Origin of the sequence: Phenylobacterium sp. (assembly GCF_020402505.1) — a bacterium.
Lineage (GTDB): Bacteria > Pseudomonadota > Alphaproteobacteria > Caulobacterales > Caulobacteraceae > Phenylobacterium.
In genome coordinates this window covers 1-23,078 of sequence record NZ_JADBZL010000060.1, presented here as the reverse complement: position 1 = coordinate 23,078, position 23,078 = coordinate 1, and the positions used below count along the sequence as shown (strand labels likewise).

General features: G+C 70.6%; 24 protein-coding genes, 1 pseudogene and 1 riboswitch. Of the genes and pseudogenes, 17 read left to right on the top strand and 8 right to left on the bottom strand.

Annotation, left to right across the window (positions count from 1 at the left end):
- Window positions 1-39 precede the first annotated feature (39 nt).
- From cysS to IM632_RS04920, 6 genes are read left to right on the top strand one after another with little or no spacing between them, the layout of a single operon-like run.
- Window positions 40-1,431 carry a cysteine--tRNA ligase gene (cysS, locus tag IM632_RS04945; protein WP_296484901.1) on the top strand — a complete coding sequence of 464 codons (1,392 nt, stop codon included), beginning with the start codon at window positions 40-42 and terminating at the stop codon, window positions 1,429-1,431.
- Window positions 1,431-1,967, top strand: a complete 537-nt coding sequence (locus IM632_RS04940; RefSeq protein ID WP_296484899.1) for an SRPBCC domain-containing protein — start codon at window positions 1,431-1,433, stop codon at window positions 1,965-1,967. Before cysS ends, IM632_RS04940 begins: the two co-directional genes overlap by 1 nt.
- Window positions 1,964-2,416: an iron-sulfur cluster assembly scaffold protein gene (locus IM632_RS04935; RefSeq protein WP_296484897.1), complete on the top strand. Its 453-nt coding sequence runs from the start codon at window positions 1,964-1,966 to the stop codon at window positions 2,414-2,416. Before IM632_RS04940 ends, IM632_RS04935 begins: the two co-directional genes overlap by 4 nt.
- A gap of 55 nt (window positions 2,417-2,471) precedes the next feature.
- Window positions 2,472-2,756, top strand: coding sequence for a membrane protein insertion efficiency factor YidD (yidD, locus tag IM632_RS04930; protein WP_293513258.1), 285 nt, complete (start codon window positions 2,472-2,474; stop codon window positions 2,754-2,756).
- A complete protein-coding gene (thrS, locus tag IM632_RS04925; RefSeq protein WP_296498270.1) occupies window positions 2,753-4,693 on the top strand; it encodes a threonine--tRNA ligase in 1,941 nt (646 codons plus the stop codon). The genes yidD and thrS overlap by 4 nt, the downstream gene beginning before the upstream one ends.
- Window positions 4,693-5,616, top strand: a complete 924-nt coding sequence (locus tag IM632_RS04920; RefSeq protein WP_296484892.1) for a glycosyltransferase family 2 protein — start codon at window positions 4,693-4,695, stop codon at window positions 5,614-5,616. Before thrS ends, IM632_RS04920 begins: the two co-directional genes overlap by 1 nt.
- 3 nt (window positions 5,617-5,619) lie before the next feature.
- On the opposite strand, the gene IM632_RS04915 is transcribed toward IM632_RS04920, so the two are convergent.
- The gene (locus IM632_RS04915; protein WP_296484889.1) at window positions 5,620-6,525 is read right to left on the bottom strand and encodes a hydroxymethylglutaryl-CoA lyase; all 906 of its coding nucleotides are present in this window, start codon (window positions 6,523-6,525) and stop codon (window positions 5,620-5,622) included.
- On the bottom strand, window positions 6,522-8,210 hold the full coding sequence (locus IM632_RS04910; protein WP_296484887.1) for a phospholipid carrier-dependent glycosyltransferase: 1,689 nt from the start codon (window positions 8,208-8,210) through the stop codon (window positions 6,522-6,524). The genes IM632_RS04915 and IM632_RS04910 overlap by 4 nt, the downstream gene beginning before the upstream one ends.
- Window positions 8,211-8,280: 70 nt before the next feature.
- On the opposite strand from IM632_RS04910, the gene IM632_RS04905 reads away from it, so the two are divergent.
- Window positions 8,281-9,048 carry a glycosyltransferase family 2 protein gene (locus IM632_RS04905; protein ID WP_296484912.1) on the top strand — a complete coding sequence of 256 codons (768 nt, stop codon included), beginning with the start codon at window positions 8,281-8,283 and terminating at the stop codon, window positions 9,046-9,048.
- Window positions 9,049-9,282: 234 nt separating this feature from the next.
- Here the strand turns inward: IM632_RS04905 and IM632_RS04900 are convergent, their stop codons facing one another.
- Window positions 9,283-9,606: a hypothetical protein gene (locus IM632_RS04900; protein WP_296484883.1), complete on the bottom strand. Its 324-nt coding sequence runs from the start codon at window positions 9,604-9,606 to the stop codon at window positions 9,283-9,285.
- Window positions 9,603-10,235 carry a polyhydroxyalkanoate synthesis repressor PhaR gene (phaR, locus tag IM632_RS04895; RefSeq protein ID WP_296484880.1) on the bottom strand — a complete coding sequence of 211 codons (633 nt, stop codon included), beginning with the start codon at window positions 10,233-10,235 and terminating at the stop codon, window positions 9,603-9,605. Before phaR ends, IM632_RS04900 begins: the two co-directional genes overlap by 4 nt.
- Before the next feature lie 138 nt (window positions 10,236-10,373).
- Here phaR and IM632_RS04890 point away from each other — a divergent pair, with 138 nt between their 5' ends.
- Genes IM632_RS04890 through IM632_RS04880 form a run of 3 tightly spaced genes read left to right on the top strand, consistent with a single transcriptional unit; the run spans window position 10,374 to window position 13,130 of the window.
- The gene (locus IM632_RS04890; protein ID WP_296484877.1) at window positions 10,374-11,549 is read left to right on the top strand and encodes an acetyl-CoA C-acetyltransferase; all 1,176 of its coding nucleotides are present in this window, start codon (window positions 10,374-10,376) and stop codon (window positions 11,547-11,549) included.
- A gap of 27 nt (window positions 11,550-11,576) precedes the next feature.
- Window positions 11,577-12,302, top strand: a complete 726-nt coding sequence (locus IM632_RS04885; protein WP_293521926.1) for a beta-ketoacyl-ACP reductase — start codon at window positions 11,577-11,579, stop codon at window positions 12,300-12,302.
- A gap of 48 nt (window positions 12,303-12,350) precedes the next feature.
- On the top strand, window positions 12,351-13,130 hold the full coding sequence (locus IM632_RS04880; protein ID WP_296552054.1) for a DUF4908 domain-containing protein: 780 nt from the start codon (window positions 12,351-12,353) through the stop codon (window positions 13,128-13,130).
- On the opposite strand, the gene gloB is transcribed toward IM632_RS04880, so the two are convergent.
- Window positions 13,127-13,873 carry a hydroxyacylglutathione hydrolase gene (gene gloB, locus IM632_RS04875; protein ID WP_296484872.1) on the bottom strand — a complete coding sequence of 249 codons (747 nt, stop codon included), beginning with the start codon at window positions 13,871-13,873 and terminating at the stop codon, window positions 13,127-13,129. The genes IM632_RS04880 and gloB overlap by 4 nt on opposite strands.
- Before the next feature lie 75 nt (window positions 13,874-13,948).
- Between gloB and IM632_RS04870 the strand changes: the two genes are divergently transcribed.
- The gene (locus IM632_RS04870; protein ID WP_296484869.1) at window positions 13,949-14,704 is read left to right on the top strand and encodes a class I SAM-dependent methyltransferase; all 756 of its coding nucleotides are present in this window, start codon (window positions 13,949-13,951) and stop codon (window positions 14,702-14,704) included.
- Between the two features lie 50 nt (window positions 14,705-14,754).
- Window positions 14,755-15,555: an SDR family oxidoreductase gene (locus tag IM632_RS04865; RefSeq protein WP_296484867.1), complete on the top strand. Its 801-nt coding sequence runs from the start codon at window positions 14,755-14,757 to the stop codon at window positions 15,553-15,555.
- A gap of 6 nt (window positions 15,556-15,561) precedes the next feature.
- Here IM632_RS04865 and IM632_RS04860 read toward each other — a convergent pair whose 3' ends face one another.
- Complete coding sequence (locus IM632_RS04860) at window positions 15,562-16,251, bottom strand: MarC family protein (protein WP_296484864.1); 690 nt, start codon at window positions 16,249-16,251, stop codon at window positions 15,562-15,564.
- Between the two features lie 51 nt (window positions 16,252-16,302).
- Here IM632_RS04860 and pyrF point away from each other — a divergent pair, with 51 nt between their 5' ends.
- Window positions 16,303-17,007 carry an orotidine-5'-phosphate decarboxylase gene (pyrF, locus tag IM632_RS04855; protein ID WP_296484862.1) on the top strand — a complete coding sequence of 235 codons (705 nt, stop codon included), beginning with the start codon at window positions 16,303-16,305 and terminating at the stop codon, window positions 17,005-17,007.
- Here pyrF and IM632_RS04850 read toward each other — a convergent pair.
- Complete coding sequence (locus tag IM632_RS04850) at window positions 17,004-17,213, bottom strand: DUF1674 domain-containing protein (RefSeq protein ID WP_296484861.1); 210 nt, start codon at window positions 17,211-17,213, stop codon at window positions 17,004-17,006. The two genes, pyrF and IM632_RS04850, sit on opposite strands and share 4 nt — an antisense overlap.
- A 63-nt stretch (window positions 17,214-17,276) precedes the next feature.
- On the opposite strand from IM632_RS04850, the gene IM632_RS04845 reads away from it, so the two are divergent.
- From IM632_RS04845 to IM632_RS04830, 4 genes are all read left to right on the top strand, one after another.
- Window positions 17,277-18,614 carry an RsmB/NOP family class I SAM-dependent RNA methyltransferase gene (locus tag IM632_RS04845; protein ID WP_296484859.1) on the top strand — a complete coding sequence of 446 codons (1,338 nt, stop codon included), beginning with the start codon at window positions 17,277-17,279 and terminating at the stop codon, window positions 18,612-18,614.
- Window positions 18,611-19,270, top strand: coding sequence for a ribulose-phosphate 3-epimerase (rpe, locus tag IM632_RS04840; RefSeq protein ID WP_296484857.1), 660 nt, complete (start codon window positions 18,611-18,613; stop codon window positions 19,268-19,270). Before IM632_RS04845 ends, rpe begins: the two co-directional genes overlap by 4 nt.
- A 47-nt stretch (window positions 19,271-19,317) precedes the next feature.
- Window positions 19,318-19,401: riboswitch (ZMP/ZTP riboswitch) on the top strand.
- 22 nt (window positions 19,402-19,423) lie between these two features.
- On the top strand, window positions 19,424-21,037 hold the full coding sequence (gene purH / locus IM632_RS04835) for a bifunctional phosphoribosylaminoimidazolecarboxamide formyltransferase/IMP cyclohydrolase (RefSeq protein ID WP_296484854.1): 1,614 nt from the start codon (window positions 19,424-19,426) through the stop codon (window positions 21,035-21,037).
- 44 nt (window positions 21,038-21,081) lie between these two features.
- Window positions 21,082-22,686: a leucyl aminopeptidase gene (locus IM632_RS04830; RefSeq protein WP_296484851.1), complete on the top strand. Its 1,605-nt coding sequence runs from the start codon at window positions 21,082-21,084 to the stop codon at window positions 22,684-22,686.
- 10 nt (window positions 22,687-22,696) lie between these two features.
- Here the strand turns inward: IM632_RS04830 and IM632_RS04825 are convergent.
- A pseudogene (locus IM632_RS04825) lies at window positions 22,697-23,078 on the bottom strand (hypothetical protein); the annotation flags it as partial.

Below are 23,078 nucleotides of genomic sequence, written 5' to 3'. Positions count from 1 at the left end.
GCAACCTCACGCCGCATTCCGCCAGGTCCAGCCCGTCCCATGCCGCTTTCGCTCTACGACACCCAGGCCCGCGCCAAGCGGCCCTTCGTCCCCGCCGATCCGGCCCGGGTGACGATGTATGTCTGCGGGCCGACGGTCTACAACTACGTGCACATCGGGAACCATCGGCCGGTGGTGGTGTTCGACGTGCTGTTCCGACTGTTGCGCCGCACCTTTGGCGAGGACGCCGTGCTCTACGCCGCGAACATCACGGACGTGGACGACAAGATCAATCGCAGGGCCGCCGAGGACGGCGTCGCCATCGACGTGATCACCGAACACTACCTGGCCGCCTACAACGCCGACATGGCCGAGCTGGGGGCCCTGCGGCCGACCTTCCAGCCGAGGGCGACCCGGACCATGGACGCCATCATCGCCCTGATCGGCCGGCTGGTGGGGAACGGCTCGGCCTACGCCGCCGAGGGGCATGTCCTGTTCGACACCCAGGCCTGCGCGGACTACGGCGCCTTGTCCGGCCATCCCATGGACGAGATGATCGCCGGCGCCCGGGTGGAGGTGGCCCCCTACAAGCGCCACCCCGCCGACTTCGTCCTGTGGAAGCCGTCCAAGACCGGCGAGCCTGTGTGGGACAGCCCCTTCGGACCGGGCCGCCCCGGCTGGCACATCGAGTGCACCGCCATGATCGAGCAGTCCCTGGGCCTGCCCATCGACATCCACGGCGGGGGCATCGACCTCCTCTTCCCGCACCACGAGAACGAGCGGGCGCAGGGCGCCTGCGTCCACGGACACGGCGGGGACAGGACCTACGCCCGGTACTGGATGCACAACGGCTTCCTGAACTTCGGCGACGAGAAGATGTCGAAGAGCCTGGGCAACGTCGCCCTGGTGAAGGACCTGGTGAAGGTCGCCCCCGGCGAGGCCCTGCGCTGGGCCCTGCTGGTCGGCCACTACCGCGCGCCCCTGGAGTGGACCAGCGACCTGGTCGCCCAGTCGGTCAAGGCGCTGGACAGGCTGTACGGCGCCCTTCGCCGGTCGGCGGGGGTAGAGGCGGCCGATACGGGTCCGGACCCCGCCTTCCTGGCCGCCCTGGAGGACGACCTGAACACGCCCGCCGCCATGGCCGAGCTGTTCGGCCTGGCCACCGCCCTGGAGACGGCGACAGGCCCTGGCCGCGCCGAGGCCAAGGGCCGGCTGCTGGCCTCCGCCCGGTTGATGGGCTTCCTGTTCGGCGATCCTGAGGCCTGGTTCCAGGGTGGCGCCGACGAGGCGTTGAAGGCCCGGATCGACGACCTGGTGGCCCGCCGGTCGCAGGCCCGGGCGGCGAAGGACTGGGCTGCTGCGGATCAGATTCGCGACGAGCTGGCGGCCCTGAACGTCGAGGTCATGGACAGCGCGTCCGGCGCGACCTGGAGACTGAAGGAGAGGACGTGATGGCGATCCGTCCACCGCCCATGTTCGGCATGAAGGGGAGCGCCCCCAAGCCCTCCTGGGGCGCCGTCCCCCTGCGCGTTGAGCACCGGATCGGCGTCCAGGTCCCCCCTGAAGTCCTTTGGGAGCTGCTCAGCAAAGTCGACGGCTGGAGCGCCTGGAACCCCCTCTATCCGGCGGCCCGGGGCCAGATCCGGATCGGCGCCCAGCTGGAGCTGACCGAGGCGCTTCCCGGCCGGACGCCAAGGCAGGCCCGGCCCGTCGTTCTGGAGTGGATGCCCCTGGAGCAGATCCACTGGAGCGACTCCCGGTCGGACGGCTGGGTCAGGTCGGTGCGGTTCATCGAGGTCGATATTGTCAGCCCTACCGGCTGCATCATCTCCAATGGCGAGATCTTCACAGGCTTCCTGGCGAAGCGGCATTACAAGGCGCACCGGAGCGCCCACCTCGAAGGGTTCCGCGCCATGAACGAGGCCCTGGTCGCGCAGGCCGTGAAGATCTGGACGGACAGGGGCGGAACGGCTCCGGACCCCGCATGATTGACGACATCTATTCCGCCAAGGTCCTGGCCCTTGCGGCCAACCTCCCGCACCTCGGCCGGCTGGAGGCCCCCGACGGCTCGGCGGAGAAGACCTCGCGCCTGTGCGGCAGCCGGGTGACGGTGGACGTGGGGCTCGACGCCTCCGGCCGGATCAACCGCTTCGCCCAGGACGTGAAGGCCTGCGCCCTTGGCCAAGCCTCGGCCGCCATTCTCGGTACGGCGATCCTTGGCGCCAGTGAATCGGACCTGGAGTTGGCGACGAGGGCCTTTCGCTCTATGCTGAAACAAGGCGGATCCCCGCCTGAAGGACGTTTCTCGGATCTCGCCATGCTCGCCCCGGTCAAGGACTATCCCGCCCGGCACGCTTCGACCCTGCTGGCCTTCGAGGCCGCCCTTGAAGCCGTGCGCAAGGCCGGAACGCGAACTAGCCCCGCCGGCGCGGCTTGATCCGGCGGACTCCCCAGGATAAGCGCTAGCTTAATTCGCAAGCCTGCGAGCCGGCATGACCCTTTATGTACGCTGCGTCAGAGGCGCCCATCGCGCCTACAAGCTGACGCTTTCGCCCCTGATCGGGCGCCAGTGCCGGTTCCTTCCGACCTGTTCGGATTACGCGGCAGAGGCCCTGATCACGCACGGTCCCTGGAAAGGCGCCGGACTGGCCGCCAGCCGACTGTGTCGATGCAATCCCTGGGGGGGATCGGGCTACGACCCGGTGCCGCCCCGGATTCCCGCGCCGCCCCTCGAAGGGCCCTCCGGGGGAGTCCGAAACGGACAGACCAAGCCATGATCGAACTCATCTTTCCCGACGGCTCGAAGCGAGCCTTCGACGAAGGCGCAAGCGGCCGCGATGTCGCCGCCGCCATCGCCAAATCGCTGGAAAAGCGCGCCCTGCTGGTGCGCCTGGACGGCGAACTGCTGGACCTGGACCGCCCGCTCCCCGGCGGGGGGACCTTCGAGATCCTGACGCGCGAGAGCCCGGACGCCCTGGAGGTGATCCGCCACGACGCCAGCCACGTTCTGGCTCAGGCGGTCCAGGAGCTCTTCCCCGGAACCCAGGTGACCATCGGCCCGGCCATCGACGAGGGCTTCTATTACGACTTCGCCCGGGACGAGCCCTTCTCGCTGGATGACCTCGGGGCCATCGAGGCGCGGATGGCCGAGATCGTCGACCGGGATGAGAAGATCGTCCGCGAGGTCTGGGACCGCAACGCGGCCATCGCCCACTTCCGCGAGATCGGCGAGGCCTACAAGGCCGAGATCATCTCCGACCTGCCCGAGGACGAGGTCATCACGGTCTATCGCCAGGGAAGCTGGAAGGACCTGTGCCTGGGCCCGCACCTGCCCTCCACGCGGCATGTCGGCAAGGCCTTCAAGCTGACCAAGCTGGCCGGCGCCTACTGGCGCGGCGACCACCGCAACGCCCAGCTCCAGCGCATCTACGGCACGGCCTGGGCCAGCGAGGCCGACCTTGAGGCCTACCTCAAGCGCATCGAGGAGGCCGAGCGCCGCGACCACCGGCGGATCGGCCGGGCCATGGACCTTTTCCACCTTCAGGAAGAGGCCAAGGGGATGATCTTCTGGCACCCCAAGGGCTGGACCCTTTACCGCACGGTGGAGGCCTACATGCGCCGCCGGCTGGAGACCGACGGCTATGTCGAGGTCAAGGCGCCTCAGGTCATGGACCGGGGTCTCTGGGAGAAGTCCGGCCACTGGGAAAAGTTCGGCCAGGCCATGTTCACCTGCGAGACGACGGAAGGCGAGGAGCTGGCCGTCAAGCCGATGAACTGTCCGGGGCACGTCCAGATCTTCAACTTCGGCCAGAAGAGCTATCGCGACCTGCCCCTGCGCATGGCCGAGTTCGGCGCCTGCCACAGGTATGAGCCGTCCGGCGCCCTGCACGGCATCATGCGCCTGCGCGCCTTCACCCAGGACGACGCCCACATCTTCTGCCGCGAGGACCAGATCGAGGCGGAGACGACGAAGTTCGTGAAGCTGCTGAACTCGGTCTATTCGGACTTCGGCCTTGACCTGCACAGCGTCAAGCTGGCCCTGCGGCCCGACATCCGCGCGGGTTCCGACGAGGTCTGGGACATCGCCGAGGCCAAGCTCGACCGCGCGGCCCGCCAGGCGGTGAACATGGAGGTGGAGCCCCTGCCCGGCGAGGGCGCCTTCTATGGTCCGAAGCTGGAGTTCCACCTGCGCGACGCCATCGGCCGGACCTGGCAGTGCGGCACCCTGCAGCTGGACTTCGTCCTGCCCGAGCGCCTCGACGCCGAATACGTGGCCGAGGACGGCTCCAAGCAGAGGCCGGTCATGCTGCACCGGGCGATCTGCGGCTCGATGGAGCGGTTTCTGGGCGTGGCGATCGAGAACTACGCCGGCGCCTTCCCCCTCTGGCTTGCGCCCACCCAGGCGGTGGTGGCCTCGATCACATCGGACGCCGACGACTATGCCCGCGAGGTCGCTGCAGCCCTGAGGGCGGCCGGTCTGAGGGTGGAGCTCGACCTGCGCAACGAGAAGATCAACTACAAGGTGCGCGAGCACAGCCTGGCCAAGACCCCGGTGATCGCCGCCGTCGGCCGCCGGGAGGCCGAAAGCCGGGCGGTGGCGATCCGCCGCCTGGGGGCCGAGGGTCAGACCGTCCTGTCCGTGGACGAGGCGGTGGCCGCCCTGGCCGCAGAAGCGGTCCCGCCGGACCTGGCCCGCGCGGCGTTGAGAGGCTGATGCTCAGGCGCTCCCGCCCCGAGGTGTGGATGGCCCCGACCCCCGCAGACGCTGCGGGGGCTTCGGTCGTGCTCGTGGTCTTCATGACCGGGGAGTCCCTCTTCCCGTCGGTCGACAGCGCCCTGGCGCAGCCGGAGGTGGGTGAGGTCATCGTGGTCGACAACGGCTCCCTGCCGGAGGACGCCGCCCGCCTCGCGGAGCTGGCGGCCCTCAATCCCCGGGTCCGCCTGTTGACCGGGCAGGGAAATGTGGGCTTCGCCCGCGGCGCCAACCTCGGCGCGGGCATCGCCCAGGGCGACCTCTTGGTGTTCCTGAACCCCGACGCCTTTCTGGGCGAAGGCGGCGTCACCGCCCTGGCTGAAGCGCTCTGCGGCCGGCCGTCGCCCAGCCTTGTGGGCGCCCGCATCATCAACAGCGACGGAACCGAGCAGAGGGGCGGTCGGCGAGGGGAGATCACCCCCCTGTCCACCCTCTTGAGCCTGTCGACCCTGGCCCGGAGGGCGCCGGCCCTGCGGCGGTTCGAGGTCCACCTCGAGGACGAACCGACCCCGACCGGGGTGGTCGAGACGCCGACCATATCGGGCGCCTGCTTCGCCATGCGTCGGACGGACTTCGAGGCCTTGGGCGGGTTCGACGAGGGTTATTTCCTGCACGTCGAGGACATCGACCTCTGCTGGCGGGTGCGCCGGGCCGGCGGCCAGGTCGTCTTCCAGCCGGCAGCCCGGGTGATTCATGTGGGTCACACCAGCCGGGCCAATCCCCTGCGTGTGGAGTTCGCCAAGGGCCGAGGCCTCGCCCGATTCTTCCGGAAGCGCGCCGTCACGCCGCTTGAGTCCCTTGCGGCCTGGGCGCTGGGGCCGTTCATCGTTGCCCTGGCGGTCGTCCGGCCAGTCCTCTGGCGCCTGAAGGGCCCGCCCCGCTGAGGCTCAGGCCGGAATTGGAAACAGCCCCGCCCGGGTAACCGATGCCGTCGGCGTCTTGCCCAGGAGGCCGCAGACCCACTCGGCCGTGGAGATCAGGGCCGGCAGGTCATAGCCGGTCTCGAAGCCCGCCCGCTCCAGCATGTAGACTAGGTCTTCGGCGCCGATGTTGCCCGTAGCGTTGGGCGCGAAGGGACAGCCGCCCAGCCCGCCGCAGCTGGCGTCGAGGACGTCCACCCCCGCCTCGATCCCGGCGAAGGCGTTGGCGAGGCCGGTGTTGCGGGTGTCATGGAAGTGAAGGCGCAGGCGCTTGCCCGCGGACACCGAGCGACAGGCCTCGACCAGGCGGCGCACCGTCCAGGGATCCGCCACCCCGATGGTGTCGGCCAGGGCGATCTCGTCGAGGGGGAGCTGCGCCGCCTCGCGGACCAGCCCGGTCACCCGGGCGGGGTCCACCTCGCCCTCGAAGGGACATCCGAAGGCCACCGAGAAGGTCACGGAGAGTTGGGGACCGCCTTCCGCCGCGCGACGGCCGGCGATGGCGGCCAGGGTGTCCATCTGGGCCCGGGTCTCCGCGCCCTGGTTGCGGATCCCGAAGGCGTCGGAGGCGCAGACCACCACATTGGCTTCGTCGCATCCCGTGGAGATGGCGCGGTCCCAACCCCGCATGTTGAGCACCAGGCCGATCCGGGAGCGTGACGGATCGGCGGGAAGGGCGGCGCAGACCTCCTCGGCGCCGGCCATCTGGGGCACGCGCGCGGGGTTGACGAAGGAGACGGTCTCGATCCGGCGGGCGCCGGCGGCTTCGAGGCGACGGATGAACTCGGCCCTCTGGCCTGGCGTGAGGATGGTCTTTTCATTCTGCAAGCCATCCCGCGGCCCGACCTCGACGATCTCGATGAAGCGACTCATGGACGGGCCTCTGGTGGGGGGCGGGGAGCGGGGGCGTAGACCGTGAGTTCGGTCTCGTCGCCGTTGGAATAGTTCAGGCCCGCCACCCGGCCCACCTCGACCGACTGGAGTCCGGCCCGGGCCAGGGCCTGGCGGAATGCGGGCTGCTCCCGGGACTCCACCACAGCCGCACGACCGGAGGCCAGGGCGGCTGCAGCATCGGCGGCGTCGCCCAGCCCGGTGTCGGTGCCTACCAGGAAGACCAGGCTGGGTTCGGCATAGCCCGCAACGGCCACAGGGCCGGGCACCACGCCCTGGGCCGGCAGGAGGCGCGCGCTGGCGAGGATGTCGACGGTCCGGCTGGAGAGCAGGAGGGGTTGCAGGCTGGGGACCAGGAGGGCGGTCAGGGCGGCGTGGGCGAGGACGCCCGCCGGCAGGGCCCAGATCAGGGCCCGCCGGGGCTGACCGCGTAGCAGAAGCAGAGCTCCCGCACCTCCGGCAAGGAGGAAGAGCCCGGCGGTCAGGCCGGCGGCGGGCGCGTCCCCCGCGTCTCCGTAAGTCAGGGTCAGGCCGACGGCGACACCCGCCAGGAGCACGCCCGCCAGCAGCTGCAGCGCCGCGCCCGCCCGCCGGACGATGGGACCCGTCGCCTCCGCGAGACCCGCAGCGCAGAGCCAGGCCAGCGCCGCGTAGCAGGGCAGGACGTAATGCGGCAGCTTGGTGGGGGTCGCCTCGAAGACAATCCACGCGGGTATGAGCCAGGCCAGGGCGAAGCGGATCCCGGGCTCGGCCCGCCGGCGCCAGGCGACGACCGCTGCGGCTGGCAGCAGAAGCGTGGCGGGGAAGGCGAGCAGGGGCGCGGCCAGGGCGTGCATGCCCGGCGGCGCGCCGTGGCTCTCGTGGCCGCCGGCGAGCTTGGGGGCCAGGTCGCCGCCGATCGCCATCGACCAGAAAGCGCCATCCGTGGCGATGGTCACCGCCCAGGCCCAGGGTCCGACGATGGCGGCGAAAAGGATCAGGCCCCAGGTCCAGCCGATGGGGCGGGCGGTCAGGGGCCGGCGGTCTGCCAAACGTAAGGTGAGGGCGGCGAGACCGGCCACCAGCAGGGCGATAGGGCCCTTGACCAGCACCGCCAGGGCAAGGGCCGCCCAGAAGACCGGCGCCGCCAATCGACCCGCCGGAGGACCGCCCCTCCCCTCGGCGTAAAGGCGCGCCAGCGCCGCCATGGCCAGCACGATCAGGCCGGTCAGCATGGCGTCGGTCTTGGCGATGAAGGCCTCTGTGGAGAGCAGAAGACTCCCGCCCAGAATCAGGCCGGACAGGAGGGCTACGCCCCGGCTGAAGAAACCCGCAGCCCCCCAGACACAGGCGGCGGCGGCCAGCATGGCCCCGATCAGGGAGGGAAGGCGATAGAGCCGGATGTCTCTCTGTCCGGCGTCGCCAAAGGTCGAGACCACTGCGGCCTGCATCCAGTGAATGCCCACGGGCTTCTTGAAACGGGGCTGGTCCTGGAAGCGGATGACCACATAGTCGTCCTGCTCCAGCATCTGGGCCGTGGCCTGGGCGAACCGGGCCTCGTCGCGGTCAAGGGGGGGAAGGGCGAGGAGGCCGGGCAGCCCCGCCAGGAAGGCGAAAAGGGCCGCTACCGCCGGACCGCGCCAGCCGCCGGGCCGCCGGAAGGCGTTTATGATGTCAGCTCGCCACATGGAGGGCTGGTTAGCACGATCCGAAGGCGGCGTCGTTTCCCTTCAGCCCCGAAAGATCGTACGATGCTCCATGGTCTCCGATCCTTCCCAGACCCCGCCGGCGGGCCCTGCGCCCGGGCCCAGTCCCGAGGTCTCTGTGGTGGTCCCCGTGTTCAACGAGTCCGGCGCGGCTCCGGATCTCGCCCGGGAGATCGCCGCCGCCTTCGCCGGTTGGCCTGTCGAGATCCTGTTCGTGGACGATTGCAGCCGGGACGATACCCGCGAGCGCCTCGCGGCGCTGAAGACCGAGATTCCGGCGCTGCGCCTTCTCGCCCATAGTGTGAACTCAGGGCAGAGCCGGGCGGTGCGGACCGGGGTCCTGGCGGCCCGGGGCGAGATTATCGTCACCCTCGACGGGGATGGCCAGAACGACCCGGCCGATGCGCCAAAACTGGTCGACGCCCTCCGGGCCGGCCCCCCCGACCTGGCTCTGGTGGGGGGTGAGCGGGTTCGCCGGCAGGACAGCGCCGCCAAGAAGATCGCTTCCCGGATCGGTAACGGCGTCCGGCGCCGCCTCCTGAGGGACACCGCCAACGACACCGGCTGCGGCCTGAAGGCGTTTCGCCGGGACGCCTTCCTGCGCCTGCCCTATTTCGATCACATCCACCGCTACCTGCCGGCCCTGATGTTGCGGGAGGGCTATTCGACCCTCTTCCTGCCGGTCGGTCACCGCCCGAGGACCAGCGGCGCCTCTAAGTACACCAACCTCGGCCGTCTCTGGGCTTCGGCCTCGGACCTTCTGGGGGTGATGTGGCTTCAGTCCCGGGCGCGCCGCCCGGGACCGGTCGCGGAACTCTGAGCCGACCCGGACCCCGCCCTCAGGTGAAGGCGGTGAAGATGGCGACAACCAGGGCGATGTCAAAGACGCGGGCGGCGAAGGCGGGCATGGCGGATCTCCGGCGAGGGATTGCGCCGGGAGCCCAGCAAGGGCTGCGCCATGACCATACCTATTGAGAAGAAAGAGAAAACTCTCGTCTGGATCCGGCGGGCCCGGGCAATCCCGTCCGGGCGGCGGAATTGACCCGGCGACCGCTCAGGTCTTGATGCGCGCCTTTCGGCCCGACTTCTTGCGTCGGTCGGCGCCGCCCGACCACTCTGTGCTCTGGTAGGCTGAACGGGCGGCGTCAAGGACAGGCGGGCCGCCGCGCAGGCCGCGCTTGGCCCCGTCCTGACCGATCAGGTGGGCGCTCAGGGCGGCTGCGCCCTCGGCGAGGGGCACCTCAGGCGGAGGTTTGACGCGGTCGCGCCGTCCGGCGCCGGAGTTCGGCGTTGGAGCCTCGGGAACAGGCTCGGTGGAAAGGCTCCGCGCCGCCCGGGTGCGTCGTGTGCGGAGGATGGGATCGATCGGCTTGGTCATCGCCCTGAGGCCAGCCTGTCGATCTGGGCGGCCATCTCCTCCATGCGGCGCTTGAGATCCGCAATGGCCTCATCGGAGGCCTTCTCGGCGGGCGCGGCGGCGGGAACCGGCGCACCGGCGCCCGGGACCCCCGGCTCCGCCTGACCGGCTTCAGGCCGTCCATAGGCGAAGGGAGAGAACATCTGCATGGCCTGGCTGAAGAGGGCCATGTTCTTCTTCACCTGATCCTCGTAGGCGGCGAGGCCTGCGGGCGGGTTCATGCCCGAGAACTGCTGGCGCAGGCGCTCCTGCTGGTCTGCGAAGGAGGCCAGCGACATTTCCAGATACGAGGGCAGGAGGGCCTGCATCGAGTTTCCGTAGAAGCCGATGAGCTGACGCAGGAACTGGATCGGCAGCAGGCTTTCCGAACGGCTCTCCTCATCGAAGATGATCTGTGCCAGCACTGAGCGGGTGATGTCGTCATTCGTCTTGGCGTCGTAGACAACGAAATCGACACCCTTTCGCACCATGTCGGCCAGGTGTTCGAGCGTGACGTAGGTGCTCGAAGCCGTGTTGTAGAGTCGGCGGTTGGCGTACTTCTTGATGACGACCGGGCCATCGCCCGCCTTGGCGCCCTTCGTTTCGGCCATTCCGGTTCCTTCCTGCGCGATCCCGCGCGAGAGGCTGCATTATTGCATTGCAGTATTGCCGATGCGAGCGTCTTCTGGAAGGTGACGGAAGCGGTCGCCGGGTCAGGCGCCGCCGCACCCCTATAGGAGCCACCCGCCATGACCGACGTCGTCATTGTCTCCGCCGCCCGGACCCCCGTCGGGTCCTTCAACGGCGCCCTTTCGGGCCTTCCCGCCCATGATCTGGGCCGTACGGCCATCGCCGGCGCCCTGGAGCGGGCGGGCGTGGCCGCCGCCGACGTCAGCGAGGTCATCCTCGGCCAGGTGCTTCAGGCGGGCGCCGGTCAGGGGCCGGCCCGCCAGGCGTCGATCAACGCCGGCGTCCCGGTGGAGGCGCCGGCCTGGAGCCTGAATCAGCTCTGCGGCTCCGGCCTGCGAGCCGTGGCGCTCGGCGCGCAGCAGATCGCCGACGGGGCCGCCCGGGTGGTGGTGGCCGGGGGGCAGGAGAGCATGAGCCAGGCCCCCCACGCCCAGCATCTGCGCGGCGGCCAGAAGATGGGCGACCTGGCCTTCGTGGACACCATGATCAAGGACGGTCTCTGGGACGCCTTTCACGGCTACCATATGGGCCAGACCGCAGAGAACATCGCCGCTCGCTGGCAGATCACCCGGGAGGACCAGGACCGGTTCGCCGTGACCTCCCAGAACCGCGCCGAGGCCGCGCAGAAGTCCGGCCGCTTCGCCGCCGAGATCGTCCCGGTGATCGTAAAGGGCCGCAAGGGCGACACGGTGGTCGACCAGGACGAATACATCCGCCACGGGGCGACCCTGGACAGCGTTTCAGGCCTGCGTCCGGCCTTCACCAAGGACGGGTCGGTGACGGCGGCGAACGCCTCCGGGATCAATGACGGGGCCGCGGCGCTGGTGCTGATGTCGGCTGGCGAAGCCAAAGCCCGGGGTCTGACCCCCCTGGCGCGCATCGCCTCCTGGGCCCAGGCCGGAGTCGAGCCGGAGATCATGGGAACGGGGCCCATCCCCGCAACCCGCCGGGCGCTCGAGCGGGCGGGCTGGAGCGTGGCCGACCTCGACCGTGTGGAGTCGAACGAGGCCTTCGCCGCCCAGGCCCTTTGCGTGGTGCGCGAGCTGGGCCTGGATCCCGAAAAGGTGAACGTCAATGGCGGCGCCATCGCGATCGGCCATCCCATTGGCGCCTCCGGTGCGCGCATCTTGACCACCCTGCTGCACGAGATGAAGCGTTCCGGCTCGGCCCGCGGCCTGGCCACTCTTTGTGTCGGCGGCGGAATGGGCGTGGCCCTCTGCGTCGAGCAGGTCTGAGATTCTCAACCCCCAACGGAGGCGGCGATGGCGAGAGTGGCGTTTGTGACGGGCGGGACCCGCGGCATTGGCCGGGCGATCTGTGAGCGCCTGAAGTCCGACGGCATGAAGGTGGCGGCGGGCTACTCCGGAAACGAGGAGGCCGCACAGGCCTGCGCCCGTGAACTTGGGGTGATGGTCGTCAAGGGAAATGTCGGATCCTTCGAGGACTGCGACAGGGCCGTGCGGGCGGTCGAGGCCGAGCTTGGGCCTGTGGACGTTCTGGTCAACAACGCCGGCATCACCCGCGACGGGGTCTTCCACAAGATGTCGCCCGCCCAGTGGTCGGACGTCATCCGCGTGAACATGGACTCCGTCTTCAACATGACCCGGCAGGTTATCGAGGGCATGCGAGAGCGCGAGTGGGGCCGGATCGTCAACATTTCGTCCATCAACGGCCAGAAGGGCCAGATGGGCCAGACCAACTACGCCGCCGCCAAGGCGGGCATGATCGGCTTCACCAAGGCCCTGGCCCTGGAGAACGCCCGCAAGGGCGTGACGGTCAACTGCATCTGCCCCGGCTATATCGACACCGAGATGGTGCAGGCCGTACCCGAGACCGTGCTGGCCTCGATCATTGCCCAGATTCCCGTGGGCCGGCTCGGCCGGGGCGAGGAAATCGCCGACATGGTCGCCTTCCTGTCGGGAGAGCACGCAGGCTTCGTCACCGGGTCCACCCTGTCACTGAACGGCGGCCAGTACATGGCGGGATGAGGAGGGCGTCCAAAATCCGCCCCAGTCGTTGTGCAAAGAATGTCCGTGATGCCTTCCGCCGGACACCCTGAGCGAACATCCCGAAGCCGATTCGGCCTCCTTCCCGCCTTCCTGGCGGCGGGAGTCGTCCTCGCGGGTGCGGTGGAGTCCCTCGCCCAGTCGGCAACGGGGACCGGAGGCGTCCTGTTCAGCCCTTCCGCAGGGCAGGCGGGGGCGCCGCCGGTGGCGCGCTACATCAGCGAGACGGGGGTCCGCCTCACCTTCGACCGCAGCCAGGGTCTGCCCCTGGTCAAGTTCGACCGCAGCCCCGAGGTCTGGGTCCTGAGGCCCCAGCCGGCGCCGCGGGGCGACATTCTCTACCTTAATGACCTGGGCGAGCCGATCCTGCGGGCCAGCCGGACCGGGGGGCTCACCGTCTTCACCACCGACCGGCCGGACGGCCTGGCCGTAGCCCTGTCCGGCGGCGGACCGGCCCTGCGCATGACGGCCCTAGGCCCCCAGCAGCTCCTGGAGCGGCTGGCCATGGCCAGCACCCGGGCCACCCGGGCGGCGCGGCGGCTGATCCCCTTTGAGGCCGACGCCTCACCGGCCTCCTCCGCCCTCACCGCCGACGCCGCCATGGTCGCCGCCGAGGCCATCATCCGCATGACGAGGCTGCCGGACGGGCGCGTTGTCCTGGGCGGTTTGGAGAGGGTGCGGCTGGTCGAGGGACGCCAAGCCCGGGCTCTGGTGCGCGAGGGCGTGATCGAGATCACCGTCGCCCCGGGCCAGGGTATGTCGGGCCGTCCCTCCTCTGACCGGATCCTGGCCGCGGCGGGAGTCCGCTAGCCCCGGAAGACATCCTTCTCGGACCGCAGGGCGGCGAAGGCTTCATGCGGCGGAAGTCCCGGGCGCAGCCGCGGCGCCCTCAGGAAGGGGTTGGTGGCCTTTTCCTCTCCCAGGGTGCTGGGCACGGTGGGCTCGCCGCGCTCGCGGGCCGCGAAGACCGCCTCGGCCCGGGCCTTCACGGCGGGATCGGCGTCGACCGACAGGGCGAAGCGGGCGTTGGAGGCGGTGTACTCGTGGGCGCAGTAAATCCGGGTGGCGTCTGGCAGAGCGGCCAGGCGCTGGAGGCTGGCCCACATCTGCGCCGGCGAGCCCTCGAACATGCGACCGCAGCCCAGGGCGAAGAGGGTGTCGCCGACAAAGGCCGCTCCCGCCGAAGGTGCGAAATAGGCGATATGTCCCAGGGTGTGTCCGCCGGACTCCAGGACCTGGAATTCGGTCTCGCCAAGGATCACCGTCTCGCCGGGCGAGAGCACCCGGTCGACGGGAAACCGCCCGGAGACCTCGGCGGGCCCCAGCAGCTCGCAGCCGGTGGCGGCCTTGACCTCGGCGTTTCCGCCGGCGTGGTCCGCATGCCAGTGAGTGTTGAGCACCAGGTCCAGTCCCCAGCCCAGCCGGTCCAGCTCGGCCAGGACGGCGGCGGCGTCCGGGGTGTCGATGCAGGCCGTGCGGCCCGAGGCCTCATCCCGCACCAGGTAGCCATAATTGTCGGACAGGCAGGGAAACTGGTGAACGTTCAGGGTCATGGCGTCCTTCCTTCTGCGCACCTTCCGGACCTTCCGGGGCTCGCGGTCGGGCGCGACTAGGCCTAAATCCGCGTCATGCGGCAAGACATCTCTGATCTGGCGGCCTTCTACGCCTCGCCTCTCGGCCAGGCTGCGCGGGACATGACCCTTCGCAAGGTGCGGGAGAACTGGGGCGACTGCGGGGGGCTGGAAGTGCTGGGCGCCGGTTACGCCACGCCGGTCCTGGCGGCCCTGTCGGACCGCGCGATACGGGCGGTGGCCGTAATGCCTCCGGAGCAGGGCGCTGAGGCCTGGCCCTTCGGCGGTTTGAATCGCGTGACACTCGCCGCCGAGGACGCCCTGCCCTTCCCCAACGCCCGATTCGACCGGATCGTCCTGGTCCACGCCCTCGAGGAAAGCCCGGAGCCTGAAGCCCTCCTGCGGGAGATGACCCGGGTGCTGGCGCCCGCCGGACGGCTGATCGCCGTCGCCGCCGCGCGCAACGGACCCTGGGCGCCTTTCGAGACCACGCCCTTCGGCCACGGACGCCCCTTCAGCCGACGGCAGCTGGCCGCGCGGTTGCGGGAAGCGGGGCTGGAACCCACCGGCTGGACCCGGGCTCTCTACGTTCCGCCCCTTCCCTGGCTGTCCGCTTGGGCCGAAGGCTTCGAGCAGGTCGGCTCGCGCCTCTGGCCGCCCCTTTCGGGGCTGATCCTGATGGAAGCCGTCAAGCAGACCCTGGCCCTCCAACCCCGTACCGAACGTGTCAGCGTCCGCCGGCGCCCGGTCCGGAGGGCGACGGTGGTTGGGCCCCGGCCACAACCGGCGGGTCGCCGCCCGGCGGGGGCTTGAACCGAAAGGGTCCCTTCGCCACACTTGGAAGGATCGCGACAGGGGACGGCATGGACCGAAGACTCGCCCTGGTGACCGGCGCCTCCGCCGGAATCGGCGCCGCCCTGGCGCGAAGCCTCGCCGCGCGCGGTTACGACCTTGCGCTCACCGCCCGCCGCCGGGAGCGCCTGGACGCCTTGGCCGACGAGGTGCGCCTGCGCTTTGGAGTCGAGGCCCTGGTTCTGCCCGACGACCTCGCCGACCCGGCGGCGCCCGGCCGGATTCTGGCGGCGGTGGACGCTGCGGGTCGTGATGTGGACGCCCTGATCAATAACGCCGGGTACGGCCTTCCGGGGGTGTTCGTCGAGACGGGGTGGCAGGAGCAGGCCGACTTCCTGCAGGTGATGCTGCACGCCCCCACCGAGCTGACCCACCGGGTCCTTGCCGGGATGACCGAACGCCGGTTCGGGCGCATCCTCAACGTCGCCTCCCTCGCTGGCCTCCTGCCGGGGACCCGGGGACACACCCTCTACGCGGCGACCAAGGCCTATCTGGTGCGCTTCTCACAGAGCCTGCACCTGGAGAGCCGACCCCTCGGCGTCCATGTCAGCGCCCTCTGCCCGGGGTTCACATGGTCTGAGTTCCATGACGTGAACGGGACCCGGGATCTGGCCCGGCAGTCCACGCCCGCCTGGCTCTGGATGGGCGCCGACGAGGTGGCCGAAGTCGGCGTTGAGGCGCTGGAGGCCAACCGACCGGTCTGTGTGCCGGGGGCGCCGAACAAGGCCATCGCCGCCCTTGCAAAACTCCTTCCGGAAGACTGGGCCCTGGCTCTGATGGAGGCTCAAAGCGGACGCTTCCGAAAGCTCTGAGCGCGATCAGGACTTATAGGGCTGTGAGGCCTCCTCCAGGATCAATCCGGTGGTGGAGTCGGCGATCCCGGAGAGGATGAACTGCACCGCCATGGCGCAAAGGATCAACCCCAGCACGCGGACCACGATGGCCAGGCCGATCCGGCCCAGCATCCGCGAGATCAGCGGAGTCGCCCAGAAGGACAGCATGGTCGAGATGGCGACCAGGACGATCACCCCTACCCCCGTGGCGACGCCAGCGACGCCGTAGTCGCGCGCCTCGCTGGCGTAGATGATCACCGTGGAGATCGCGCCCGGGCCGATCAGCAGCGGCATGGCGAAGGGCACGATCATGGACTCGAAGCGCTTCCTCGCCTGGGCTGTGCGGCCGCCCTCCTGAGGCTCGTCGGGCCCGGTCGCCATCGACTCGGCAAAATCGTTTCGGGTCATGTCGAGGCCGAGGAGAAGGAGCAGGATGCCGCCCGCAATCCGGAAGGCGGGCAGGGAGATTCCGAAGAAGGCCAGAAGGCTCAGGCCCGTGAAAAAGAAGAAGATCAGGAAGCCCATGACGAACAGGGCGACAAAGACAGCGATGAGCCGCGCCGTACTGTTCTTCACCCCCCGGGTCGCTGCGGCGAACAGGGGGACATTGCCCACCGGATCGATCAGGGCGAAGAGGGCGATGAAGAAGTTGACGGCGAAAATTTCGGGGACCATAGGCGTCCCTTACCCCAATTTGGCGCGCTCGCCGACCCTGGAGACCGCAGGATGACGACTCTCGCCGCCGATCCTCGCCTGATTGTTCCCCTGGACCAGCCGGGTCTCGCCGAGGCCCGAGACCTGGTGGCGACCCTGGGCGACCGGGTCAGCTTCTACAAGGTGGGACTGGAGCTCTTCGCCCGGGGCGGCATGGAGCTGGCGCGGGAGCTGAAGGGGAAGGGCAAGCAGGTCTTCCTGGACTGGAAGCTGCATGACATCGGCGCCACGGTGGAGCGTGCGGCGGCGGCCCTCTCAGACTCCGGCTGCGACCTGCTGACCGTACACGCCGAACCCCAGGTGATGGCCGCGGCGGTGCGGGGTGTCGGGCGGTCGGGCCTGAAGGTCCTGGCCGTCACCGTCCTGACCAGCCTGTCCGACGAGGACCTGAAGGCGATCGGCTACGCCTCCGGCGCACGAAGTCTCGTGGAGCGACGCATCCACCAGGCCCTGGCGGCCGGCTGCGCCGGCGTCGTGGCCAGCCCCCAGGAGGCCGAGCTGGCGTGCAGAATCGGCGGCAAGGACTTCCTGGTGGTCACACCGGGGGTCCGGCCGGGATGGTCGGCCAAGAACGATCAGGTTCGCGCGGCGACCCCGGCCGAGGCCCTGCGCGCCGGCGCCTCGCACCTGGTGTGCGGTCGGCCGATCTCGGCGGCGAACGACCCGGCCGAGGCGGCCCTGAAGGTGATCGCCGAGATGGCGGCGGTTCCCGCCTAGAAGTCGACGGCGATGCCCTTGCGCTCCCAGTCGCCGAAGCGGGTGGGTTCAAGGCCGGCGGGGCCGCCCTGCTCGGCCAGGCGTTCGGCCTCCGCAGCCTCGGCGGCCTTTCGGGCGGCGGCCTCCTCGAGGGCCCGACGGGCGGCGGGGGTGAGGGCCTTGCCGGGGGCGGCGTTGGGGGGGGCGTTGTCTTCCATGGTCTCCATCTAGGCGTCCGGGATGCGAAACGCCAGTTGCCTTGGCCGCCGGAACCGGGCAGGCGACCCTGCGTGACCGAACCCCGACTTCCCGCCGGACTTCCCGCCCGCCGCGCCGCCCTCGATCTCCTGGCCGCCGCCCTCTCCCGCCGCGCTGGACTGGAGGACGACGCCAGCGCTCCCGGCCTCGAGGGCCTGGAGCCCCGCGACAGGGCCTTCGCCCGCATGCTTGTCCTGACAGCGCTGAGGCGACTTGGGCCCCTCGATCAGGCCTTGGAGGCCCGGATCCCGCGCCCGCCTCCGGAGATCGTCCGCAACATCCTGCGGTTGGGCGCCGTCCAGGCCCTGGTCCTGGGCGCCCCGCCCCACGCCGCCGTCAGCGCCAGTGTCGACCTGGCGGAGTCCCTCCCCGCCGCCCGCCGCTTCAAGGGCCTGGTCAACGCCGTGCTGCGAGGTCTGATCCGCGAGCCGCCGGACCTGTCTGACCCGGAGGCCCTCGCGCCGTCCTGGCTCCTGGCGCGCTGGAGCGCCGCCTGGGGTCGCCCCGCCGCCCTCGCCATCGCCTCGGTGATCGCCGACGAGCCGGATACCGACCTGACCCTCAGGCACGATCCTGGAACGCTGACCGAGGCCCTGGGGTTGACCCGGGTGGCCGCAGAAACCTGGCGCACCGCCCGGCGGGGCGAGGTCTCTACATGGGAGGGATTCGCCGAAGGCCGCTGGTGGGTCCAGGACGCCAGCGCCGCCATCCCCGCCCGCCTCCTGAACCCGCGACCGGGCCTGACCATCCTCGACCTCTGCTCTGCGCCAGGCGGAAAGACCCTGCAGCTGGCGTCCACCGGCGCGGTGGTCACCGCCCTGGACCGCTCGCCGGCCCGACTCCGCCGCTTGCTGGAGAACCTGAAGCGGACCGGCCTGGCCGCCGAGATTATCGCCGCCGACGCGGGGAGCTGGGACGACGGACGGACCTTCGACGCGGTGCTGCTCGACGCCCCGTGCAGTGCGACGGGGACCTTCCGGCGCAATCCCGACGTCCTCTGGGCGGTGAAGCCGGGTGATATCGCCGCCCTGGCCGGCGCCCAGTCCAGCCTGCTGGACGCCGCCGCCCGGCGCGTCCGCCCGGGGGGTCGGCTGGTCTACTGCGTCTGCTCCCTGGAGACTGAGGAGGGCGAGGGCCAGGTCGCCGCCTTCCTGAAGCGCAGCGCGGACTTCGCCCTCGACCCCATCGCCCCCGGCGAGGGCGGGGCGCCGCCGGAGAGCCACCGGCCGGACGGGACCCTCCGCATCCTGCCTACGCACCGGCCGGGCGGGACGGACGGCTTCTTCATCGCCCGCTTCGCCCGCCGGCCCAACCGCCGCGCCCGCCGGGACTTGGCGCAGGCGGCGGGGGCGGTTAAGTCCGGGACATGAGCCCGCGCCCGATCATCGCCCCTTCGCTCCTCGCGGCCGACTTCGCCCGGCTGGGCGAGGAGGTCCGCGCCGTCCAGGCCGCCGGCGCCGACTGGCTGCACATCGACGTCATGGACGGCCACTTCGTGCCGAACATCACCCTCGGGCCGGACATCGTGAAGGCGCTGAAGCCGCACGCCACCGTCCCTTTGGACGTCCACCTGATGATCGCCCCGGTGGATCCCTACCTGGAGGCCTTCGTCGAGGCCGGGGCGGACATCGTCTCGGTACATCCCGAGAGCGGCCCGCACCTGAACCGGACCCTTAAGCGCATCCGCCAGCTCGGGGCCCGGGCCGGCGTGGTCTTCAACCCCTCGACTTCGCCCTCGGTGATCGAATGGATGATGGACGAGGTGGACCTGATCCTCGTCATGTCGATCAATCCCGGCTTCGGCGGGCAGACCTTCATGCATTCGCAGCTGGCCAAGATCGAGGCCCTGCGGCGAATGATCGACGCCAGCGGCAGGGACATCGTGCTGGAGGTGGACGGCGGGGTGACGCCGGAGACTGCGCGCCTGTGCGTCGACGCCGGCGCCACCGCCCTGGTCGCCGGCACGGCGGTCTTCCGCGGCGGGCCCGAGGCCTACGCCGCCAACATCGCCGCCCTGAGGGGCTGACCGCCCCGCCGGCGGTTTCCGGGAATCGCCGGAGGCGCTAGAAGGTCCCCGTCCTGCGTAACTGGCGAAACAGGTGGGCCACCACCGGGGAGCGCACGGACGCCATTGCGCCGCTCGCCTGGGCCGACCTCCTGACCTCCAACGGAGCGCGCCATGCCCGCAGCCCCCGACTTCCCGCCCGCGCCTGACCGCGTCCCTGTCCGCCGCGCTCTGATCTCGGTCTCGGACAAGACCGGTCTTGTCGAGGCCGCACGCACCCTCTCGGAAATGGGCGTCGAGCTGGTCTCGACGGGGGGCACCCGCGCAGCCATCGCCGCCGCCGGCCTCGAAGTGAAGGACGTCTCGGACCTGACCGGCTTTCCCGAGATGATGGACGGCCGGGTCAAGACCCTGCACCCGGTGGTGCACGGGGGCCTGCTGGGGGTGCGCGACGCCCCGGCCCACGCCGCGGCCATGGCCGAGCACGGCATCGGCGGCATCGATCTCGTCTACGTGAACCTCTACCCCTTCGAGAAGACCGTGGCGGCCGGCGGCGACTTCGCCAGCGCCATCGAGAACATCGACATCGGCGGCCCGGCCATGATCCGCTCGGCGGCCAAGAACCACGGCTATGTCGCCGTCTGCACCGAGCTGGAGGACCTGAAGGAGGTGCTGGCCGAGCTGACGGCGGAGGGGACGACCTCCCTGGCCCTGCGCAAGGCCCTGGCGGCCCGGGCCTACGCCCGCACGGCGGCCTACGACGCGGCCATCTCCACCTGGTTCGCCCGGGAGCTGGGCGAAACGGCGCCGAGGCGGCGGACCTTCTCCGGCAAGCTGGCCCAGACCATGCGCTATGGCGAGAACCCGCACCAGGCGGCGGCCTTCTACGTCGAGGAGTCGCCCCGGACCGGCGTCGCCACCGCCCGCCAGATGCAGGGTAAGGCCCTCAGCTACAACAACATCGCCGACACCGACGCGGCGATCGAGCTGGTCGCCGAGTTCGATCCGGCCAGGTCTGCGGCCGTGGCCATCATCAAGCACGCCAACCCCTGCGGCGTGGCCCTGGGGGCGGACCTGAAGACCGCCTACGCCCGGGCCCTGCAGTGCGACCCCGTCTCGGCCTTCGGCGGCATCGTGGCGGTTAACCGCCGCCTGGACGCGGCGGCGGCGAAGGAGATCATCAGGATCTTCACCGAGGTCGTCGTCGCCCCCGAGGCCGACGAGGACGCCATCGCCCTGTTCGCCAGGAAGAAGGACCTGCGCCTGCTGCTGACCGGCGGCATGCCCGACCCCCTGGCGCCCGGCGAGGTCTTCAAGCAGGTGGCCGGAGGCTTCCTGGTGCAGAGCCGCGACGCCTCGCGCCTGACGGCGGCGGACCTGAAGATCGTCACCAGGCGCCAGCCCACTCCCCGGGAGGTGGAAGACATGCTGTTCGCCTTCACCGTGGCCAAGCACGTCAAGTCCAACGCCATCGTCTTCGCCCGGGACGGCCAGACCGCCGGAGTCGGCGCCGGCCAGATGAACCGTCGCGACTCCGCCCGCATCGCCGCTCTCCGCGCCGGCGAGGCCGCCGAGCAGGCGGGCTTGCCGGAGAGCCTCGCCAAGGGATCCGCCTGCGCCTCGGAGGCCTTCTTCCCCTTCGCCGACGGCCTGATCCAGGCGGCGGAGGCGGGCGCCACGGCGGTGATCCAGCCCGGCGGGTCGATCCGCGACGAGGAGGTCATCGCCGCCGCCGACGCCGCGGGCGTGACGATGGCCTTTACGGGCGTGCGCGTTTTCCGGCACTAGTCTGTGGTGACGCCTTCCCTTCTCTCCAAACTCAGGGCCCCTTCATGACCCCGTTCCGTCCCCTCGCCCTGGCCGGCCTGAGCCTCGCCCTGGTCGTCCCGGTCCTTGCACCCGCCCCCGCCCTCGCTGCGCCCAAGGCTTCGGCGTCGTCGGCGGAGACCGCCGCCTGGTCCTCGGCCACCTTCCGACGGCCGGTAAGCTTCGCCGAGACGGCCGCGCCGAAATCCGGCGTCCTCGTGATCGCCGCCGGCTCCGCCGCAGAGGCCTCGGAGCGAGCCTCTGTCCTCCTTACGCCGGACGCGGGCGCCGGCCTCCGCCGGGCGGTCGAGTCGGCGGCGTTTGACTTCTCCAGCGGAGACATGTTGGCCCTGAGGGCCTTTAGCGGGCTTGAGCAGGTCGTCGTCCTGGGACTGGGCAAGTCGCCGCAAGGCGCCAGCCTGCAGGGCGCCGGCGAGGCTCTGGGTCGGTCCTTGGCCAAGGTGAAGTCGCCGGTCACGGTGTCAGCCGGATCGCTTTCTGCGGAAGGCCTCGCCGCCCTGGCCGTGGGCTTTGGCATCGGCGAGTATCGTTCGGACCTCCTGAGCTCAGACCGTCCGACGACCGCGCCCGGGGGCGTTGTCTACACGGGCGCCGGGGCGTCGGGAGCGGAGGCGATCTTCCGGGGTCGCGGCCAGGCATTGGTCGAGGCGGTCCAGTGGGCCCGGGACGTCTCCAACCTTCCCGCCAACCTGATGTATCCCCAGGCCTTCGTCGACAGCGCCCGGGCGGCCTTCGCCGGCGTTCCGGGGGTGACGATCGAGGTCCTGGATGAGACGGCCATGCGTCGCCTGGGCATGGGCGCCCTGACTGGCGTGGGCATGGGCTCGGCCCGGCCGCCTCGGCTCCTGGTCGTGCGCTACCGGGGCGCCAGCGCCCCTGCAGGCGGCCCCCTGGTCCTGGCGGGCAAGGGCATCACCTTCGACAGCGGGGGCATTTCCATCAAGCCCGGCGCCGGTATGGGCGACATGAAGATGGACATGTCCGGCGCCGCCTCCGTCACCGGGGCGGTCCTGTCCCTGGCGAAGTCGGGCGCGCCCGTGAACGTGGTCGCCGTCTCCGCCCTGGCCGAGAACATGCCCGACGGCGCCGCGATCCGCCCGGGCGACGTGCTGACGGCCATGAACGGCAAGACCATCGAGATCATCTCCACCGACGCCGAGGGGCGGCTGGTCCTGGCCGACGCCCTGGTCTGGGCCGAGCGCAACCTGAAGCCTTCAGCCATCGTCGACCTGGCCACCCTGACGGGCGCGGTCCGGACGGCGCTGGGCGACGACTACGCCGGCCTGTTCGGCCGCGGGGACGCCCTGCTCGACCGTGTGATGGCGGCGGGCGAGCAGACGGGCGAGGGCCTGTGGAAGCTGCCGCTCCATCCCAGCTATGCAAAGGATACGGCCTCCACCATCGCCGACATCAAGAACACCGGAGACGGTGGAGCGGGGGCCGGAACCGGGGCCTGGTTTATCGGCGAGTTCGTCAGCCGCGACATTCCCTGGGCCCACCTCGACATCGCCGGCGTCGCCTATGGCGCAGCAAACGCCGTCAAGCCCGCAGGATCGGCCGGCTTTGGGGTCCGTCTGCTCGATCGCCTGGCTCGGGACTGGGGGCGGTAGTCCAGCGGGCTCAGGCCGTATCGACCATCACCAGCTCGGCGTCCTCCAGGGCGGTGATCCGCAGGCGGGGCTCGTCGGCGATGGCCGCCCCGTCCCGGGTCCCGATCCGGACGCCATTGACCTCCACAGCGCCCCGGGCCGGCACCAGATAGGCCCGTCGGCCGGTCGCAAGGTCATAGTCCAGGGTTTCGCCGGCGCCGAGCGTGGCTCCGAGGACGCGACCGGGGGTGCGGATGGGCAGGGCCTCGGCGTCCTCTGCGAAGCCGGAGGCCAGGGCGACGAACCGGCCCGCCCGGTCGCCCCGGGGAAAGGGCCGGGCGCCCCAGGAGGGCGCGCCGCCCGCCTGCGACGGCAGGATCCAGATCTGGAAGAGGCGGGTGACGCCGGGCTCG